Genomic DNA, 17,735 nt, shown 5'->3' with positions numbered 1-17,735 from the left:
TGCCCAGTGTTTCCGGGCCAGACAGGGAGCACAAGAGGATACCGACCATGACAGACCGATACGAACGCGACCTGCGCGGCTACGGGCCGACGCCTCCGGACGCGAAATGGCCGGGCGGCGCGAAGATCGCCGTCCAGATCGTCGTCAATTACGAGGAAGGCGGCGAGAACAACATCCTGCACGGCGACGCCGCGTCGGAGGCATTCCTGAGCGAGATCGTGGGCGCGGCCGCCTGGCCCGGCCAGCGGCACGCCAACATGGAATCGATCTACGAATACGGCGCGCGGGCCGGGTTCTGGCGGCTGCACCGCCTCCTCGGCGATCTGCCGGTGACGGTCTACGGCGTGGCCACGGCGCTCGCCCGCTCGCCCGCGCAGGTCGCGGCGATGCAGGCGTCGAAATGGGAGATCGCGTCGCACGGTCTGAGGTGGATCGAGTACAAGGATTTCAACCCCGAGGACGAGGCGGGGGACATGGTCGATGCCATCGCGCTCCATACCGAGGTGACGGGCGAAAGACCGCGCGGCTGGTATACGGGCCGCTCGTCCGAGAACACCATCCGCCTCGCCACCGAGGAAGGTGGCTTCGACTATATAGCCGACAGCTATGCCGACGATCTGCCCTACTGGGTCGAACTCGGCGGCCGGCATCAGCTGATCGTGCCCTATACGCTGGATGCGAACGACATGCGCTTCGCCACGCCGCAGGGCTTCAATTCGGGCGACCAGTTCGAGCGGTACCTGACCGACAGCTTCAACTGCCTCTACGCCGAGGGCGCGGCCGGCATGCCAAAGATGATGTCGATCGGGCTTCATTGCCGGCTGGCCGGGCGGCCGGGACGGATCATGGCGCTGAAGCGATTCCTGGACCATGCGCGCGGACATGACGGCGTCTGGTTCGCGACCCGCGCCGAGATTGCGGCGCACTGGGCCGAAACGCATCCGCCGCAGCCCCGGCGCAGGCCAAGCGAGATGTCGAGGGACGAGTTCGTCACAGCCTTCGGCGGGATCTTCGAGCATTCGCCTTGGGTTGCCGAGGCCGCCCATGCGCTGGAGCTCGGGCCTGCGCATGACGATGCGGTCGGGCTCGCCTCCGCGATGGCGCGAGGGTTTCGCCGCGAAACCGACGAGGCGCGGCGTGCGGTGCTGAAGGCGCATCCCGACCTTGCCGGAAAGCTCGCCGCGGCCAAACGCCTGACGGAGGAGAGCACGTCGGAACAGGCGAGCGCGGGGCTCGACGCGCTGACCGATGCCGAGCGCGCACGCTTCACCGAGCTCAACGACGCCTATCAGGCAAAGCACGGCTTTCCCTTCATCATCGCCGTGCGCGATCACGACAAGGCCGGCATCCTCGACGCCTTCGAGCGTCGGGTCGGCAACGACAGCGCCGCCGAATTCCGTGAGGCCTGCCGTCAGGTCGAGCGGATCGCCGAACTTCGGCTGCGAGAGAAGCTCGGATGAGTGCGGAGATCGTCGCACGGCCGCTGGACCCCGAGGCGTTCCACGCCTTCGGGGACGTAATCGATACGTCGGGCGCGCCGGACAAGGTCATCAATCAGGGGCTTTGCGGGCGCTTCCACGATCGCGCACGGCTCGATTTCGGGGACGGGCATGCGGGGATCAGCCTGTTCGACGCGGTCCCGCGCCAAATGCCTTATCAACTCGATTTGCTCGAACGGCACCCGGCTGGCTCGCAGGCCTTCGTGCCGATGTCACCCGATCCGTTCCTCGTGATCGTGGCAGAGGACGAGGGCGACCGCCCCGGGCGGATCAATGCATTCGTCACGGCACAGGGTCAGGCCGTGAACCTGCTGCGCGGGACGTGGCACGGGGTTCTGACGCCGCTCGGGCCCTCGGGGCTCTTTGCCGTCATCGACCGGATCGGGCCCGGTGACAATCTCGAGGAATATCCCCTGCCCCGTCCCGTCATGGTGACGCTGCCCTAGGGAAGTGGCGCGTGGCGGTTCACGTCCTTGTAGAGAAGATAGCGGAACGGGCCGTCTCCCCCCGCATAGCAGGCCTGCGGGCAGAAGGCGCGCAGCCACATGAAATCCCCACCCTCGACCTCTACCCAGTCGCGGTTGAGCTTGTAGGCGGCCTTGCCGGCGAGGACGTAGAGACCATGCTCCATCACATGCGTCTCGGGGAACGGAATGACGGCACCGGGCTTCAGCGTGACGATGTTGACATGCATGTCGTGACGCAGATCCGCGGGATCGACGAAGCGCGTCGTGGCCCAGCGCCCGTTCGTATCGGGCATCGCGACCGGATCGACGGCTTCGTCGGAGGTCACGAAAGCATCGGGTGCATCGATTCCGTCAACCGCCTGATAACGCTTGCGAACCCAGTGAAACTTCGCGGGATCGTCCCCGGTGGCACGCAAGCTCCACCGTGCGCCCGCCGGTAGATAGGCATAGCCGCCCGGGCCGAGATCATAGGCGGTGCCGTCGATCGTCAGCGCGATGCGGCCATCCGACACGAAGATCACACCCTGCACGCCCGGATCGGTGTCCGGCCGGTCGGACCCGCCGCCGGGCGCGACCTCCATCAGGTAGTGCGAGAACGTCTCCGAAAAGCCCGACATGGGCCGCGCGATGACCCAGGCGCGCGTCGCGTCCCAGAAGGGCAACGCGCTGGTCGTGATGTCGCGCATCGTCGATGCGGGCAGGAAAGCATAGGCCTCGGTGAAGACCGCGCGCTCGTCCATGCGGGCGCTTTGCGGGGGAAGCCCGCCGGGGGCGAAGGCGTAGCGGGTCATTGACGGGCGATCTCCATGTCGGTGGTGGCGCGATACCAGTCGCGGATGGCGCGGCGTCCATCCTCGTCGAGCCCTGTGACGTTGCCGGGGGGCATCGCATGGGTGACGCCCGACTGGAGGTAGATGCGACGGGCCTGCCCCGCGACATCGGCCTCGGTCTCGAGCAGGACGCCCTTCGGAGCCCAGCGGATGCCGGACCAGACAGGCTCGCGAGCATGGCACATGGAACAGCGGCCGGTGACGATCCGGTGCACCTCCTCGAAGCCCGGCGCGGCGGCGTGACGCTCCGCCTCGGGGGTCATCACCTGTGCGTCTGCGCTGCCGGGATTGCGCAGCGGAACCGAGCTCAGCCAGGCAAGCGCGATGAAGAGCATCACCGTGACGGCCCAGGTCCAGGTCGGATTGCCCGTTCCGGCATGGCGGCTGTTGAAATAGTGCCGGATCGAGACGCCGATGAGGAAGACGAGCGCCGCGATGATCCAGGCATTGTCCGTCCCGAAGGCCAGCGGGTAATGGTTGGACAGCATGAGGAAGATCACGGGCAGGGTCAGGTAATTGTTGTGCGTGGAGCGCAGCTTGGCGATCTGGCCGTATTTCGGGTCGGGTTTGCGACCGGCCTTGAGATCGGCCACGACGATGCGCTGGTTGGGCATGATGTGGGCGAAGACGTTCGCCGTCATCAACGTCGCCGTCATCGCGCCCAGATGGAGCAGCGCGGCACGCCCCGAAAAGACCTGGTTGAGCAGCCAGCTCGCCGCGACGATACCCGCGAAGAGCACGACCATCACCGCCGTCGGGTACGCCTTGAGCGGCGAGCGGCAGAGCGCGTCGTATCCGATCCAGCCGCCCGCGATGAAGGCCGCCGAGAGCATGATCGCCTGAAAGGTCGAGAGATCGGCCCGCGACGGGTCGATCATGTAGAGTTCGGCCCCCGCCCAGTAGAGTACCGCAAGGAGCGCCGCCCCAGAAAGCCAGGTGGAGTAGGCTTCCCATTTAAACCAGGTAAGATGGTTGGGCATCGCCTCGGGCGCGACGAGGTACTTGCGGATGTGGTAGAAGCCGCCGCCATGAACCTGCCATTCCTCGCCATGGACCCCCGTCGGCATGTCCGGAGCCTTCCTCAGACCCAGATCGAGCGCGATGAAATAGAAGGACGACCCGATCCAGGCGATCGCGGTCACGACATGGAGCCAGCGGATCGCGAAGGCCAGCCAGTCCCACATGACGGCGAAGTCGTACATTGCCAGAAATCCTCGAGGATGGGCTGCGTTCCCTTTTTGGCGATCGGCGCGCGGGGGTCAATGGCGCGCCGGGCGGTGAGGCCCCTGCCCCCATCTCCACCACCGGGAGGCCACTGCTCCTGATTAATTTCTGGACAACCGAAAGAGCGGATCAGCCCTCTTCGGTCAGCGTCACGATCGATTTCGGAAGGACGATCTCGAACGCGGTGCCGTTCGGGCCGGTATCGGCGAGGCGCAGGGTGCCGCCATGGCCGCGCACGAGTTCGGCGGCGATGGCGAGGCCGAGCCCCGACCCGCCCTTCTTCGCCGCGCCGTGGAACGGCATGAAGAGATGCTCCTGCGCCTTGGCCGGAAGCCCGGGACCGGTATCGCGGACCCGGATGAGCCAGTCGCGCGCGGTCTCGGCACCCGCGATTGAGATCTCGCCCTCGCCGCCATGCGCCTCGAGCGCCTGACGGGCATTGCGCACCAGATTGGCGATGACGCGGAAGAGCTGTTCGGGATCGGCGCGCACGACCATACCGCCCGGCACATCCTCGGAAAAGGAGATGTCCGCCTCACCGGCCGCGAGCCGTTCGCCGTCGATCACGTCGCCGACCAGATCCGCGAGGGAGACATGGCCCAGCGCCGGCGGCGGCTCGTCCGCGCGACCGAAGGCAAGCACACCCTCGCAGATCGAGACGGCCCGACGGATGGAGCCCAGCAGCTTGGGCACCATGCGCTGCACGGCCGGATCCTCGGTCGTTTCGATCCGGTCGGCAAAGAGCTGTGCCGTGGTGAGCGTGTTGCGCAGGTCATGGCTGATCTTGGCCACGCCGCTGCCGAGCTGTGCCAGACGCTCCTTCTGGCGAAGCGAGGCCGTGAGCTGCGTCTGGAGAGAGCGCAGGGCCTCTTCGGCCGCGCGCAATTCGGCCACGCCCGCCGAGGGTTCGATGATGCGGCGCGCATCCTCGGGGGCCTTGGCATAGCTCAGCATCGCGTCGACGACGCCCCGGATCGGTGCGACGAGAAGGCGGTTGACCGCGATGAAGAGGAGCAGCGCCGTGACCACGGAGATGACCGCCGAGAGGATCAGCACCCGGAGGCCGTATTCCATCATTGCGTCCCGGAGGGGGCCGGTCGCCATCGTCACCTCGATCCGCTCGCCGCCCTCGCGCACGGGCGCGCCGATGACCCGGATGACGGCATCGGACGGCTGGGCGAGTGTCGCCATCGCATCGGCGATCAACGACCAGGGCTGCGGGTCGCGCAGATCGTAGGTCGCGACGATGTCGCTGGGAATCTCGGAGCTGAGGACGAGCTGCCGGATCTCGTCACGGCGCAGCACGATGTTGAAAACCTCGGCGTTCTGCAGCAGTTCCGCCTCGAGCGCAGGGTCGATCACGTCGTCGGCCAGCAGCGCAAGCGAAGCGATCTGGGCGCGTTCGAGCCGGGAATCGAGATATTCCGCCCGGAATCGCGCGACTGACGGGACGAAGATCAGCACTTCGGCCAGCATCACGAAGACGACGGTCAGGATCAGGAAACGTCCCGAAAGGGTATTGAGCATGCCTCGCGCCCTCGACATCAGGGCAGATATTTCTGTACCAGCCTTACCACGGATTTAACGCTGGCGTTTTCAAAGAGTTGCGGTGCGAAATAAGCACCCGCCGCCCTTTTGTTGATTTCCGACAGCGTTGGATAGGGCAGCACCGTGTTCGCGATGGCAGACAGCTTTGTGCCGTTGGCGATGGCCTCGGACCAGATCGCGATGAGATCGCCCGCATCGGAGCCGATGATGGACGCCCCGCAGGGGCGGCCGTTTGCCACGACGAGCTTGACGAAGCCGGTCGTGCGACCCGTGGCGATTGCGCGGTCGTTCTCGGCGTAGTTGAAGCGCAGTACCTTTGTCCGGCCGCCGAATTTCTCGCGGGTTTCGGCCTCGGTCATGCCTACATGGGCAAGTTCAGGATCGGTATAGGTCACGTGCGGAATGTGATCCGTCCGCGCCTTGGACCAGGTCATGCCCAGCACGGCCGAACGCACGACGATGCCGGCGTGATATCCTGCCACATGCGTGAACTGCGCACCGCCCGCCGCATCGCCTATCGCATAGACGCGGCGGTTGCTGGGCGAGCGCAGGTCCGTCCCCACCGTCACGCCACGATCATGCGCGATGCCGGCCCGGTCGAGATCGAGACGGTCGAGATTGATTCTGCGTCCGGCGGCGACGAGCAGATGCGAGCCCTCGTAGGTTCCACCTTCGGTCTCGATCCGGATCACGCCGTCCGAATGGCGCACGCGGGTGACCTTTTGTCCTTCGAGGACCTGCACACCTTCGGATGCGAGTTGGGCCAGCACGATCTCGACCTGCTCGCGATCATCGCGCGGCAGGGCGCGGTCGGCTTCGATCACCGTCACGCGGGATCCGAGACGGGCGTGCGCCTGCGCCATCTCGAGGCCTATGGGTCCGCCGCCGATGATCAGCAGATGCTCAGGGCGGTCACGCAGGGCGAAGAGCGTCTCGTTGGTGAGGTAGGGAACATCCCCGATTCCATCGATCGGCGGCACGAACGGCGAAGAGCCGGTCGCGATCACGAAGCGACGCGCGCGGACCCGGTGGGCGTCCGTGACGACGGTCTTCTCGTCCTCGAAGCTCGCCCAGCCGCGCAGGACGCGCACGCCCAGCCCCTCGAACCTCTCCTGGCTGTCGACGGGGGCGATCGTCTCGATCACGCGGGCGACATGGTCCTTGGCGGCGGCGTAATCGATCTGCGGATCGGCGGCGGCCACGCCCGGAACAGGCGGGTTGCGCATCAGATGTGCCTGCTTCGCCACGGCAAGGAGCGATTTCGACGGGACGCAGCCATGGTTGAGGCAGTCCCCACCCATCTCGGCCCCTTCGATGAGGACGGTGTCCGCGCCCATCTGGGCGGCACCGGCCGCGACCGAGAGCCCGCCGGAGCCGGCACCGATCACGCAGATGTCGCAGGTGATCTCTTCCATGGCTCAGAGCCCCTTTCTGCCGCGCACGGCCTTGAGGATCATCGGCATCGCCGCGAGCAGGCAGAGCCCGAGGATCGGGAGCAGGATGCGCGGCTCGAAGATGATACCGAGATCCGGGGTCTCACCGCGCTCGAACACCGCGCCGAGCCCTGATCCTACGCTCGTATAGACGATCGCGCCCGGAATGATGCCGAGGAACGTCGTGGTTGCGAAGGTCCAGACGGCGACGCCCATGAAGGCCGGAATGAGATTGGCGACAAAGAAGGGAACCGCCGGGACGAGACGGACGAGAAAGAGCATCGACCACTGATTCTCGTCGATGCCGGCCTTGATACGCGAAACCATCCCCTCGGAGGCGTCCATCCGGGCCGCGAGCCGGTCGCCCAGCCCCCAGCGCGCGGCGAGGAAGATGCAGACCGCGCCCGCAGTCGCGGCAGTGACGTTATAAAGCGTGCCCGGGAAGGTCGAGAACAGGAATCCGCCGGTCAGGGTGCAGAGCGCGGCACCGGGCAGCGACAACGCCACCACAACGACATAGGCGAGCATGAAGAGCGCCACGGTTGCAAGGTAATGTTCGTCGCGAAAGGCGAGCAGACGCTCGCGGTTGTCGGCAAGCGTCTCGAAACTCAGGTAATCGCGCAAGGTGAAAGCCCCGACGATGGCCGCGAGTGCGATGACGACGATCGGCAGACGGCGTAGCCAGGGCGCGGGGCCTGCATCGTTCGGGGTCTTGTCATTCATCGCCGAGGGATCCTGCGCCTGTCATGCAGACCAGATAGGGCGCGTGGCGGCCGTGAAACCCCGCGGGGGCCATATTCATGCCGGGGGGTGCGACGATGTTGACAGGCACCGGTCGCCCCCTTAGGAAGCGGGCTTCGAATGACCGCGCGGGGTTTCGGTTCTCGCGCATGCCACCCGTATCTGACGGAGAGACGCGATGAAACGCACCTTCCAGCCCTCGAACCTGGTTCGCAAGCGCCGCCACGGGTTCCGTGCGCGCATGGCCACCAAGGCCGGCCGCAAGATCCTGAACGCGCGCCGCGCCCGGGGCCGCAAGTCGCTCAGCGCCTGAGCGGCGACGCGATGACAGATGGAAAGCCCGCCGCGGACGAACCCGCGGGCGGGCTTTCGTCATGTGCGGAACCGGGACGGGACGGATCACAGGCAGAGCCTCGGCGCATCAAGGCGCGGGCCGATTTCCTGCGTGCGGCGCGGGCCCGGACCGTGCGGATGCCGGGCTTCATGCTGCAGGCCCGCGACCGGCGTGACGAAGGCGCGATACGGGTCGGCTTCACCTGTTCGCGCAAGGTCGGCAACGCCGTCGCACGCAATCGCGCGAAGCGCCGACTGCGAGAGATCGCACGGATCGGCCTGCCGCATCTGGGACAGTCAGGATGGGATTACGTCCTGATCGGAAAGCGCGACGTGACGGCCGAGCGCAATTTCGAGAGGATGCAGGCGGACCTGAACGCGGCGCTTCGCAAGATCCACGGATGAGTAGCGAGAGCCGTCGGATGGGGCCGCTTGCCTCGATTCTGGCTCTGCCGGTACGTGGCTATCGCGCGGTATTTTCGCCCTGGGTCGGGTTCAATTGCCGGTATCAGCCGACCTGTTCGGCCTATGCGCTCGAGGCGCTCGAACGGCACGGTGCGATACGCGGAGGATGGCTCAGCCTGCGACGCATCGCACGCTGTCATCCGCTTGGCGGATCGGGCATCGACAACGTCCCGGATTGACCCGGCGCATCCGGCACGATCAGCGCCGGATCGAGTTCTTCCGCGTCGAGATCGGCGAAGGACGTTTCGGGATCGGCACGACCGTAGGATCGGGCGCCGAACCACCTCAGCGCGAGATAGATGATGCGCCTGCGCCAACGGCGCACGCCCGCGGCCTCCATCGCAAGCAACATGACCCGGTCGGCGAAGAGACGATCGTTCGGACGCGGTCCCCGCCGGTCGAGGAAGGCCCACGCCACGTAAAGATAATCGTGCAGGATCGCGGCCTCGAGCCAGGGCCCCACCCGACCGACAACAAGCCGGAAAACGGGAGGGACCGAGGTCAGGTCGGTGACCAGTCCGCGCGGGGCCGTGAGCACGTGAAGCTCACCATCGACATGGAGCGCACAGTCGAAATCGTGCTGCAGCACGTAATCGCCATCCGCGCCAAGCCTGTCCACGAGGTTGTTTACTGGACGGATGAGGCTCAGCGGCGAAAGGTACTCGAACTCGGTGAGTTGGGTCCAGTCGTCGGGATAGGGGTTCGTCGCGGGCCTCTTCGGGGGGTCAAGGCGCATGTTCGTCCTCTCTATGCGGCCGCAAGGAAATGGAGTATGCCCACCGCCATGCTCGACGAGACAGATATCCATCCGCTTTTCCATGGCGCACCGGCTAGCACCGAATTCCGCAAGCTACGCAAACGCATCGTGCGCCAGACGCGCGAGGCGGTCGACCAATACGGCATGGTCCGCAAGGGCGATCGCTGGCTCGTATGCCTCTCGGGCGGGAAGGACAGCTATACCCTTCTCGCCGCACTGACCGAGCTGAAATGGCGCGGACTTCTGCCAGTCGACATCCTTGCCTGCAATCTCGACCAGGGTCAGCCGGGATTTCCCGCGACGGTGCTGCCGGAGTTTCTGAACCGGATGGGAGTACCTCACCGGATCGAGTATCAGGACACCTACTCCATCGTCATGGACAAGGTCCCGCAGGGCCGGACCTTCTGTTCGCTCTGCTCTCGGTTGCGGCGCGGAAATCTTTATCGCATCGCGCGGGAGGAAGGATGTTCTGCGGTCGTGCTGGGCCATCACCGCGACGATATTCTCGAGACGTTCTTCATGAACCTCTTTCACGGCGGCCGTCTTGCCACGATGCCGCCGAAGCTCGTCAACGAAGAGGGAGACCTCTTCCTGCTGCGCCCGCTCGCGCATGTCGCGGAGGACGATTGCGCGAGGTTCGCCCGGGCAATGGAGTATCCGATCATTCCCTGCGATCTTTGCGGGTCGCAGGACGGGTTGCAGCGCCAGCAGGTCAAGCAGATCCTCGACGGATGGGAACGCAACAGCCCCGGCCGGCGTCAGGTGATGTTCCGTGCATTGATGAATGCGCGGCCGTCGCACCTGCTCGATCCAAGCCTCTTCGATTTCGGCTCACTCGATATCAATTAAAACTTTCATCGTTTGAGCCATTTTCTGCCGATCGGTTTAAGATTTAAGTGAGGTTGGGACCATAGACCCTCTCTTCGATTGTGACACGAAGGAGAGCTTTCATATGCCGTCAGGGAATTCGAACGTGCGCTATGACAAGGTCCGGATCGCGGCGACGCGGATCGGCCTCATCGTTGCGGTCGTCCTGGCGGGATTGGCGAGCCAGTTTCTGGGCGAACTCGCTCCATTGGCGCTCTCCTGCGTCATCGCGGCCGGTGTCGTGGCCGTGCTTCACCTGACATGGCCCACCCCCCCGGCCACGCCGTCGCCGTTGCCCGGGGTCGCGACAGTGACCGAGTATCTCGATCAAACGGCGCGCCTTCATGGCGGATTGCCGGGGGTCATCGTCCTGCGGCCGACCCGCGCGTCTGGCGGACGGGCGACGTCAGGCGAACTCAGACCCGGCGATCTCGCGGCGACGGGGGCGGCGCTGAAGGCGGCGCTCCGTCCCGAGGACGTCGTGGCCGAAATCGACGGAGCAACGCTGGCCGTCGTCCTGTCGATGCGGGCGCGTGCCTCGCTCGAGGAAATCATACAGATCGCCCTGAGGCTGCAGCGCTGCCTTCAGGCTCCGATCTCCTGCCCTGCCGGTCATGCGCGCTTCGAAGCCGCGATCGGAATCTGCGGCCCGTCCATGCCCGACATCATCGACGGTCACGCGGCACTGGCCGCCGCCCAGGTCGCATTGCGGAATGCCGAAGCTGATGTTGACAACCCGATCCGGATGGCCGCGCGCAGCCCGGATTCAGAGGCACCCCTCGCCCTGCAACTCGCCAAGGATCTCGACGAGGCGTTCGCAACCGGGCAAATCATTCCGTTCTTCCAGCCGCAGGTCTCGACAGATACCGGACAGCTGACCGGGCTCGAGGCGCTGGCGCGATGGATCCACCCGGTCCACGGCGCGCTGGCACCCGGCCATTTTCTGCCGACGATCGAGGCCGCGGGTGCCCAGCTTGCGCTCACCGACGCGATCCTAGCCCAATCCCTCAAGGCGCTGGCCGATTGGGATGGTCGTGGCCTCGACATTCCGCATGTGTCGATCAACCTCACGCAGGCCGATCTCAACGATCCGAGCCTCGTGGACCGCGTCGAATGGATGCTCGACCGCCACGGGATCGCCGCCCAACGCCTCGGCATCGAAGTGCTGGAAACGGTGCTGAGCGTGAAAGGGGCCGACAAAGTTCCGCAATCGCTGAGCGCGCTGCGCCAGCTCGGCTGCAGGATCGATCTTGACGATTTCGGAACCGGACAGGCCTCCATCGCGTCAATTCGCAGGTTCTGCATCGATCGAATCAAGATCGACCGGTCCTTCGTTTGCAATCTTGACCGCGATCCGGAACAGCAGGGAATGGTTGCGGCGATCGTGACGATGGCCGAACATCTGAGCCTCGAGGTAGTGGCCGAAGGCATCGAGACGACGGGCGAGCATGCGCGTGCGGCCGAGCTCGGCTGCAATCAGGTCCAGGGCTACGGGATCGGACGCCCCATGCGCATCGATGCGGTCGAGACCTGGCTTGCCCGCTGGCGGCAGGAGCGGCTCGGTCAGGCAATGCCTGCGGCAATGCGCGGCCTGACCGGGCCCGGCCGTCACGCTTCCGAGACCACAGGCCCGCGCGGCCGCGGGAGGGGCAAAACGGCTTGACCTTTCAGGCCACGGGATGTTGAACCGCCGCTGACCCTTTTCCAGCGACAGGTGGCGGTCCGACATGGACGATCAGAACAAGAATCTCATTCTTGCGACCGTGCTGAGTTTCCTTGTGATCCTCGCCTGGTTCCTGCTTTTCCCGCCAGAACAGCAGACACCGGATCCGAATGCGGGGACCGAAGAACAGGCGACGCTCACCGCCCCCGCCCCCCCGGCGACGACTGACGGACAATCCTCGGCACCCGACGCAGTCGCTTCGGCCGAGATCGAAGCCACCGACGCGCCGCGCATCGAGATCGACACGCCCGCGCTTCTCGGATCCATCTCGCTCGAAGGCGGGCGGATCGACTCACTCGCAATGAAGCGCTACCATGAGACGATCGACGAGGATTCCCCGATCGTCGATCTTCTCTCCCCGGTCGGACAGCCCAATGCCTATTACGCGCTCTTTGGCTGGTCGCCGGGTGCAGGGCTCGAATACGAAGACGTGCCCGGAGCGAACACTCCCTGGGAGCGGACAAACGACGGCGCGCTCACCCCCGAGAACGACGTGACGCTGCGCTGGGAAAGCCCGTCGGGCCTCGTCTTCGAACGGGTGATCTCGATCGACCAGAACTACATGTTCACGATCCGTCAGCGCGTCGACAATGCCAGCGGAGAGGCTGTCCGCCTCGCCCCCTACGGCACGGTTGCCCGTCATGGTGAGCCTACGGACCTGTCGAACTTCTTCATCCTCCACGAAGGCGTGGTGCGGATGTCCGACGGTGAGCTGCAGGAACTTGATTACGACGACCTGCCCGATCTCGACGTGGTCGACCGCGAGGGCGCACGTGCCGACGTGATCGACGTTGCACAGAACGGCTGGATCGGCTTCACCGACAAGTACTGGATGACCACGCTCATCCCCGATCCGGGATCGTCCTTCGTCTCGGTCGCCAAATACGTGGACGGCGCGGACATCTACCAGACCGAGACACGACTGCCGACGCTCGACGTGGCCCCGGGCGAAAGCGTCGAGACGCAGATGCAGCTCTTCGCCGGCGCGAAGGAGTGGGAAACGATCCGCGAATACCAGGCGCAGGGGATCGAAGGTTTCGTCGACAGCATCGACTGGGGCTGGTTCTTCTTCCTGACGAAGCCGATCTTCGCGGTTCTGCACTGGCTACATGCCGTGATCGGTAACATGGGCTGGGCGATCATCGTGCTCACCCTGATGATCAAGGCCGTGCTCTTCCCGCTCGCCTACAAGTCCTACGTCTCCATGGCGAAGATGAAAGAGCTTCAGCCGGAGATGGAGAAGCTCAAGGAGAAGTCGGGCGACGATCGCCAGAAGCTCCAGCAGGGGATGATGGAGCTCTATAAAAAGAACAAGGTGAACCCGGCATCGGGCTGCCTGCCGATCCTCCTGCAGATCCCGATCTTCTTCTCGCTCTACAAGGTGATCTTCGTGACGCTCGAGCTGCGTCATGCGCCCTGGGTTGGCTGGATCCACGACCTGTCCGCCCCGGATCCGACCTCGATCCTGAACCTCTTCGGCCTGTTGCCTTGGGGCACTCCGGATCCCAGCTCGATCTTCTTCATCTTCTCGCTCGGCATCCTGCCGATCCTGCTCGGGATCTCGATGTGGCTGCAGCAGAAACTGAACCCAGCCCCCGCCGATGCGACCCAGGCGATGATCTTTGCCTGGATGCCGTGGGTCTTCATGTTCATGCTCGGCAGCTTCGCCTCGGGGCTCGTGCTCTACTGGATCGCGAACAACACGATCACCTTCACGCAGCAATACGCGATCATGCGGAGCCAAGGTTACAAACCGGATGTTTTCGGCAACATCCGCAGGGGATTCAGCCGCAAGAAGACCGAGAGCTAGGACCTGCGGCAGATATGCTCTGGGCAGAGCGTGTGAGCGTGCTACGCTTCCACAAAATTGCTTGAGGGATTCTGCGCGCATGTCTGGGTTTTTCAATGGGAAGTTCATCGCGAAATTCGTGGCGACGCTCGCAGGTCTGGGCGTCGTCGCGGGCTTGGCGGCCTTCGTCGCGATCTATTTCGGATTGATCCCACTGGCGGCGGACAAGAAGGACCCTCGCCTCTTCTACCACGTCGTCCACTCTACGTTTAAGCGCTGGGTCGCTGCGAATGCGGGCGGCATCACGCCGCCGGACGATCTCGACGACGAAGGGCGGATCGCGCTCGGGGCGCAGCATTTCGCGCAGAACTGCGTGCGCTGCCATGGTGCACCGGATATCGGGCAGAACCCGATGGTCCTCGCCATGAAACCGACGCCGCAGCATCTGCCCTCGGTCATCAACCAGTTCACCGATTCAGAGCTTTTCTGGATCCTACAGAACGGCGTGATGATGTCGGCGATGCCCGCCTGGCCCGCCGTCGACCGGCCGGACGAGATCTGGACGATGGTCTCGTTCATTCGCCGGTTCGACGAGATGGATGGCGCGACGTACCTCTCGCTCGTCACGCCCGACACGGAGGAAGCACCCGGTATCGAATTCGGCCCGTTGGTCGATGCGCGAGAGATGGACTACCACACTCGCCGCTACCCGATGGACGAACATCTCTATTCGGCACCCACGGGCGGCTTCGCCGACTACGCGCTTGCGGGCATCCCTGTCGCGCAGTGTTCCACCTGCCACGGCGCTGACGGTAGCGGCGCGGCGACGGGCGGCGAAGCGGCGAACCTGACAATCCAGTCCGCCGACTATATCGAAGCTGCGCTGCATTCCTACGCATCGGCCGACCGTCATAGCGCCTACATGCAGGTCGTGGCCTCACAACTTTCCGAAGAACAGATCTCCGGTCTTGCGCAGTATTACACCGAAACCCTGCCGGAGGTCGCGACCGTGATGGACGAGGCACCCGATCCGGAGCTTGTCGCCCATGGAGAGATCCTTGCGACGGAAGGTCGTCCGGTCGACGCGATCTCGGCCTGCTACGACTGTCACGCCGCTGCGGGTGAGACGGACGAACATGGCATCGTGATCCCGGAACTCGCCGCGCAGAACGAGACCTTCCTCACCCGCCAACTCCAGTTGTTTCGCAGCGGTGGCCGGGGCCAGACCTCCGAATGGTCCCCGATGGTCGGTGTTGCCCGGAACATGACTGACGAGGACATTGCCGGTGCAGCCGCGTATTTCGCCTCCCGCGGCATCGAAGAGGACGTGCCCATGCAGGATGTGAGCGTGCCCCCCACCCCCGAACAGATCGCGCTCGCCTCCGGCGCGGTCGAGCGTGTCTGCAAGGAATGTCACGAGGCCGACCTTGCAGGTGCGCCGTCTGGCGAGACGCCGAACCTGACATTGCAGGGGCCCGACTACGTGGAACGTCAGCTCTACGAATTCCGTTCGAAGCGACGGGACAATTCGCGAATGCATCAGGCCGCGCTGCGTCTCGAAGAGCCGGAGATCAACGCACTTTCCGCTTTCATCGGATCGCTGGACCCGCTGGTACGTGACGCCCCCGAGCCGGTTTCGGACGATGTCAATCTAGGCGCGCAGCTGGCGCGCCGGGGTCTCGAAGAGGCAGACATTCCCGCCTGCCTCACGTGTCACGGCGAGGATACGACCAGCGCTCTCTCCCAGATCCCGCGACTGCATGGACAGAATGCCAATTACCTCGTCGAACGGCTGGCCTACTTCAAGAATGCCCATGCCGGCGATGTAACGCCCTACAGCCCGATGCCGATGATCGCGAGCCGCATGACCGACGACCAGTTGCGCGCCGCCGCAGCCTGGTTCGCCGATCAACAGCCGCTTGAGAAGGACTGATCTCTCTCCCGCCGCGCGCTTGACAAGGCGCGGCGGGGCTGGTCCTGCTTGCCGAACCTTCAAAGAGTGACGTCAGGTTCATGCAGCTTCCATTCCCACAAGTCATCCCCGACGAGGACGCACGCGAGCGAGGTCGCAAGATGTTCGCCGGCGAGACGACGTTCCTCAAGGGCGTGGTCGCAATGGATGGACTGCCGCCTGACGACCGGGTCGAGATCTGCTTTGCCGGACGCTCGAATGTCGGGAAGTCCAGCCTCATCAACGCCTTGACGGGGCGCAAGGGGATCGCGCGGGCGTCCAACACGCCGGGCCGGACGCAGGAAATCAACTTCTTCACGCTCGCCAATCTCTACTTGGTGGACCTTCCAGGCTATGGCTTCGCGAACGCCCCAGTCGCGGTGGTCGAGAAATGGCAGCGGCTGATGCGCGCCTATCTCTCGGGCCGGGCAAATCTGCGGCGTGCCTTTCTCCTCATCGACGCGCGGCACGGCATCAAGGAAGTCGACGACGAGATCATGGGCCTACTCGACCGCGCCGCGGTGCCGTTCCAGACGGTGCTGACCAAGATCGACAAGGTGAAGGCGGGCGACCGCGACCGGATGCTCGAGACCCTTCGGACCGGATTGTCGCGGCATCCGGCAGCGTTCCCCGAGATCGTCCTCACCTCGTCGGAAAAAGGCGATGGTATCGCAGATCTCCGCGCGGTGATCGAAGGCATCGACTGAAAGACCACCAAAGGAGTGACCCTGCGATGAGCGCTGACATGCCCAGCGATACAGAATGGCTTGCCACGGCCGAAACCCTGTCGAAGGCACTTCCGCTGTTCCAGCGTTATGCGGGCGCGACGGTCGTCATCAAGCTCGGTGGCCATGCGATGGGGTCGGACGAAGCGATGCGCAGTTTCGCGCGCGATATCGTGTTGATGAGCCATGTCGGCGTCAACCCGGTCATCGTTCACGGCGGTGGACCGATGATCAATGCGATGCTCAAGAAGCAGGGCGTCGTCAGCGAATTCGTCGCCGGCAAGCGCGTGACGGATGCCGCGACGATCGAAGTCGTCGAAATGGTACTGTCGGGTCTCGTCGGCAAACGGATCGTGCAAGCCATCAACGAGGAAGGCGGGCGCGCGATCGGGATCAGCGGCAAGGATGCGCAGCTCATGATCTGCGAGCAGACCGACCCCGCCTTGGGCTTCGTCGGGACGCCGGTCGAATGCAATCCGAAATTCCTCCGGTCCTTGTCGGATACCAAGGTCATTCCGGTGATCGCGCCGATCGGTACCGGCCGAAATGGCGAGACGTTCAACGTCAACGGCGATACGGCCGCCGGAGCCATTGCCGCCTCGCTCAATGCCGACAGGCTGCTGCTGCTGACGGATGTCGCAGGGCTCAAGGACGCGAATGGCGAGGTGGTGAGTGAAATGACGCCCGAGGCCATCCGGCAGATGACCGAAAACGGCGTGATTTCCGGGGGCATGATCCCCAAGACGCAGACGGCACTCGACGCGATAGAGGGCGGTGTACGGGCGGTCGTCATCGTCGACGGACGCGCGCCGCATGCCTGCTTGCTGGAACTTTATACCGAGCGCGGGGCGGGCAGCCTGATCCGAATGCCCCGATGAGCCTGCGACTGATCCTGATGCGGCACGCCAAGTCGGATTGGGCGGAGGCCGCCCTGCCCGATCATGACCGCCCCCTGAACGATCGGGGACGCCGCAACGCCGACGCGATGGGGGCATGGCTCTCTCTGAAGGGAATTCGCCCCGCGCATGCGTTGCTCTCGACTGCACGGCGCGTGACCGAGACATGGGATGGATTGTCGGCGCATCTGGGCGATGTCGAAATGACCCGGCACGAGGATCTCTATCTCGCGGCACCCGAAAAGATCCTGGACCGGGTCGGATCCGAAGAGAGCCGGGATCTCATCGTGATCGGGCACAATCCAGGAATGGGCGCGCTCGCGCAGTATCTCGTGGCGACCACGCCGGATCGGGCCGAGTTCCACCGATTTCCCACCTGCGCGACGCTGATCCTCGACATACCGGGCGACACGTGGACCGCGCTCGGCCCCGCTTGCGGGCGGGTGGAGCATTTCGTTATTCCGCAGGACCTCGGCCGCTGATGCGC

Annotated in this window: 18 protein-coding genes; 12 read left to right on the top strand and 6 right to left on the bottom strand. The window is 64.8% G+C overall.

The window, feature by feature from the left end:
- The first annotated feature begins 47 nt into the window (after positions 1–47).
- Positions 48–1,460, top strand: coding sequence for an allantoinase PuuE (gene puuE / locus RVY76_RS01790; RefSeq protein WP_317375418.1), 1,413 nt, complete (start codon positions 48–50; stop codon positions 1,458–1,460).
- Positions 1,457–1,945: an ureidoglycolate lyase gene (locus RVY76_RS01785; RefSeq protein ID WP_317375416.1), complete on the top strand. Its 489-nt coding sequence runs from the start codon at positions 1,457–1,459 to the stop codon at positions 1,943–1,945. Before puuE ends, RVY76_RS01785 begins: the two co-directional genes overlap by 4 nt.
- Here RVY76_RS01785 and RVY76_RS01780 read toward each other — a convergent pair.
- From RVY76_RS01780 to RVY76_RS01760, 5 genes are all read right to left on the bottom strand, one after another.
- Positions 1,942–2,757, bottom strand: a complete 816-nt coding sequence (locus RVY76_RS01780; RefSeq protein WP_317375415.1) for a bifunctional allantoicase/(S)-ureidoglycine aminohydrolase — start codon at positions 2,755–2,757, stop codon at positions 1,942–1,944. The two genes, RVY76_RS01785 and RVY76_RS01780, sit on opposite strands and share 4 nt — an antisense overlap.
- Entirely contained in the window at positions 2,754–3,998 is a 1,245-nt protein-coding gene (locus tag RVY76_RS01775) for a urate hydroxylase PuuD (RefSeq protein ID WP_317375413.1), read from the bottom strand. Before RVY76_RS01775 ends, RVY76_RS01780 begins: the two co-directional genes overlap by 4 nt.
- 151 nt (positions 3,999–4,149) lie before the next feature.
- On the bottom strand, positions 4,150–5,547 hold the full coding sequence (locus RVY76_RS01770; RefSeq protein WP_317375412.1) for a HAMP domain-containing sensor histidine kinase: 1,398 nt from the start codon (positions 5,545–5,547) through the stop codon (positions 4,150–4,152).
- A 17-nt stretch (positions 5,548–5,564) separates the two neighbouring features.
- Positions 5,565–6,983: a dihydrolipoyl dehydrogenase family protein gene (locus RVY76_RS01765; RefSeq protein WP_317375410.1), complete on the bottom strand. Its 1,419-nt coding sequence runs from the start codon at positions 6,981–6,983 to the stop codon at positions 5,565–5,567.
- Positions 6,984–6,986: 3 nt separating this feature from the next.
- Positions 6,987–7,724, bottom strand: coding sequence for a TVP38/TMEM64 family protein (locus RVY76_RS01760; protein ID WP_317375408.1), 738 nt, complete (start codon positions 7,722–7,724; stop codon positions 6,987–6,989).
- Between the two features lie 196 nt (positions 7,725–7,920).
- Between RVY76_RS01760 and rpmH the strand changes: the two genes are divergently transcribed.
- The 3 genes from rpmH to yidD are packed head-to-tail and all read left to right on the top strand — an operon-like array spanning position 7,921 to position 8,719.
- Positions 7,921–8,055 (top strand): 50S ribosomal protein L34, encoded by a 135-nt coding sequence (gene rpmH, locus RVY76_RS01755; RefSeq protein WP_012177012.1) that lies wholly within the window; start codon positions 7,921–7,923, stop codon positions 8,053–8,055.
- Positions 8,056–8,066: 11 nt separating this feature from the next.
- Complete coding sequence (gene rnpA / locus RVY76_RS01750) at positions 8,067–8,480, top strand: ribonuclease P protein component (RefSeq protein WP_317375403.1); 414 nt, start codon at positions 8,067–8,069, stop codon at positions 8,478–8,480.
- A gap of 17 nt (positions 8,481–8,497) precedes the next feature.
- A complete protein-coding gene (yidD, locus tag RVY76_RS01745) occupies positions 8,498–8,719 on the top strand; it encodes a membrane protein insertion efficiency factor YidD (protein ID WP_317376695.1) in 222 nt (73 codons plus the stop codon).
- Here the strand turns inward: yidD and RVY76_RS01740 are convergent.
- On the bottom strand, positions 8,677–9,276 hold the full coding sequence (locus RVY76_RS01740) for a DUF1353 domain-containing protein (RefSeq protein ID WP_317375401.1): 600 nt from the start codon (positions 9,274–9,276) through the stop codon (positions 8,677–8,679). The genes yidD and RVY76_RS01740 overlap by 43 nt on opposite strands.
- A gap of 48 nt (positions 9,277–9,324) precedes the next feature.
- Here RVY76_RS01740 and ttcA point away from each other — a divergent pair, with 48 nt between their 5' ends.
- The 7 genes from ttcA to RVY76_RS01705 all read left to right on the top strand — a co-directional run bounded on the left by ttcA (position 9,325) and on the right by RVY76_RS01705 (position 17,730).
- Positions 9,325–10,146 carry a tRNA 2-thiocytidine(32) synthetase TtcA gene (ttcA, locus tag RVY76_RS01735; protein ID WP_317376694.1) on the top strand — a complete coding sequence of 274 codons (822 nt, stop codon included), beginning with the start codon at positions 9,325–9,327 and terminating at the stop codon, positions 10,144–10,146.
- 103 nt (positions 10,147–10,249) lie between these two features.
- Positions 10,250–11,827, top strand: a complete 1,578-nt coding sequence (locus tag RVY76_RS01730; RefSeq protein ID WP_317375400.1) for a GGDEF domain-containing phosphodiesterase — start codon at positions 10,250–10,252, stop codon at positions 11,825–11,827.
- A 64-nt stretch (positions 11,828–11,891) separates the two neighbouring features.
- Positions 11,892–13,697, top strand: coding sequence for a membrane protein insertase YidC (gene yidC / locus RVY76_RS01725; protein WP_317375398.1), 1,806 nt, complete (start codon positions 11,892–11,894; stop codon positions 13,695–13,697).
- Positions 13,698–13,776: 79 nt separating this feature from the next.
- The gene (locus RVY76_RS01720) at positions 13,777–15,609 is read left to right on the top strand and encodes a c-type cytochrome (RefSeq protein WP_317375396.1); all 1,833 of its coding nucleotides are present in this window, start codon (positions 13,777–13,779) and stop codon (positions 15,607–15,609) included.
- Positions 15,610–15,689: 80 nt separating this feature from the next.
- Positions 15,690–16,334: a ribosome biogenesis GTP-binding protein YihA/YsxC gene (gene yihA, locus RVY76_RS01715; RefSeq protein ID WP_317375394.1), complete on the top strand. Its 645-nt coding sequence runs from the start codon at positions 15,690–15,692 to the stop codon at positions 16,332–16,334.
- Positions 16,335–16,360: 26 nt separating this feature from the next.
- Positions 16,361–17,230, top strand: coding sequence for an acetylglutamate kinase (gene argB / locus RVY76_RS01710; RefSeq protein WP_317375392.1), 870 nt, complete (start codon positions 16,361–16,363; stop codon positions 17,228–17,230).
- Entirely contained in the window at positions 17,227–17,730 is a 504-nt protein-coding gene (locus tag RVY76_RS01705; protein ID WP_317375391.1) for a SixA phosphatase family protein, read from the top strand. Before argB ends, RVY76_RS01705 begins: the two co-directional genes overlap by 4 nt.
- Positions 17,731–17,735: the final 5 nt, after the last annotated feature.

The organism is Palleronia sp. LCG004, assembly GCF_032931615.1.
Lineage (GTDB): Bacteria > Pseudomonadota > Alphaproteobacteria > Rhodobacterales > Rhodobacteraceae > Palleronia.
The sequence above is the reverse complement of the archived record's forward strand: the minus strand, read 5'-3'. Positions and strand labels throughout refer to the sequence as shown.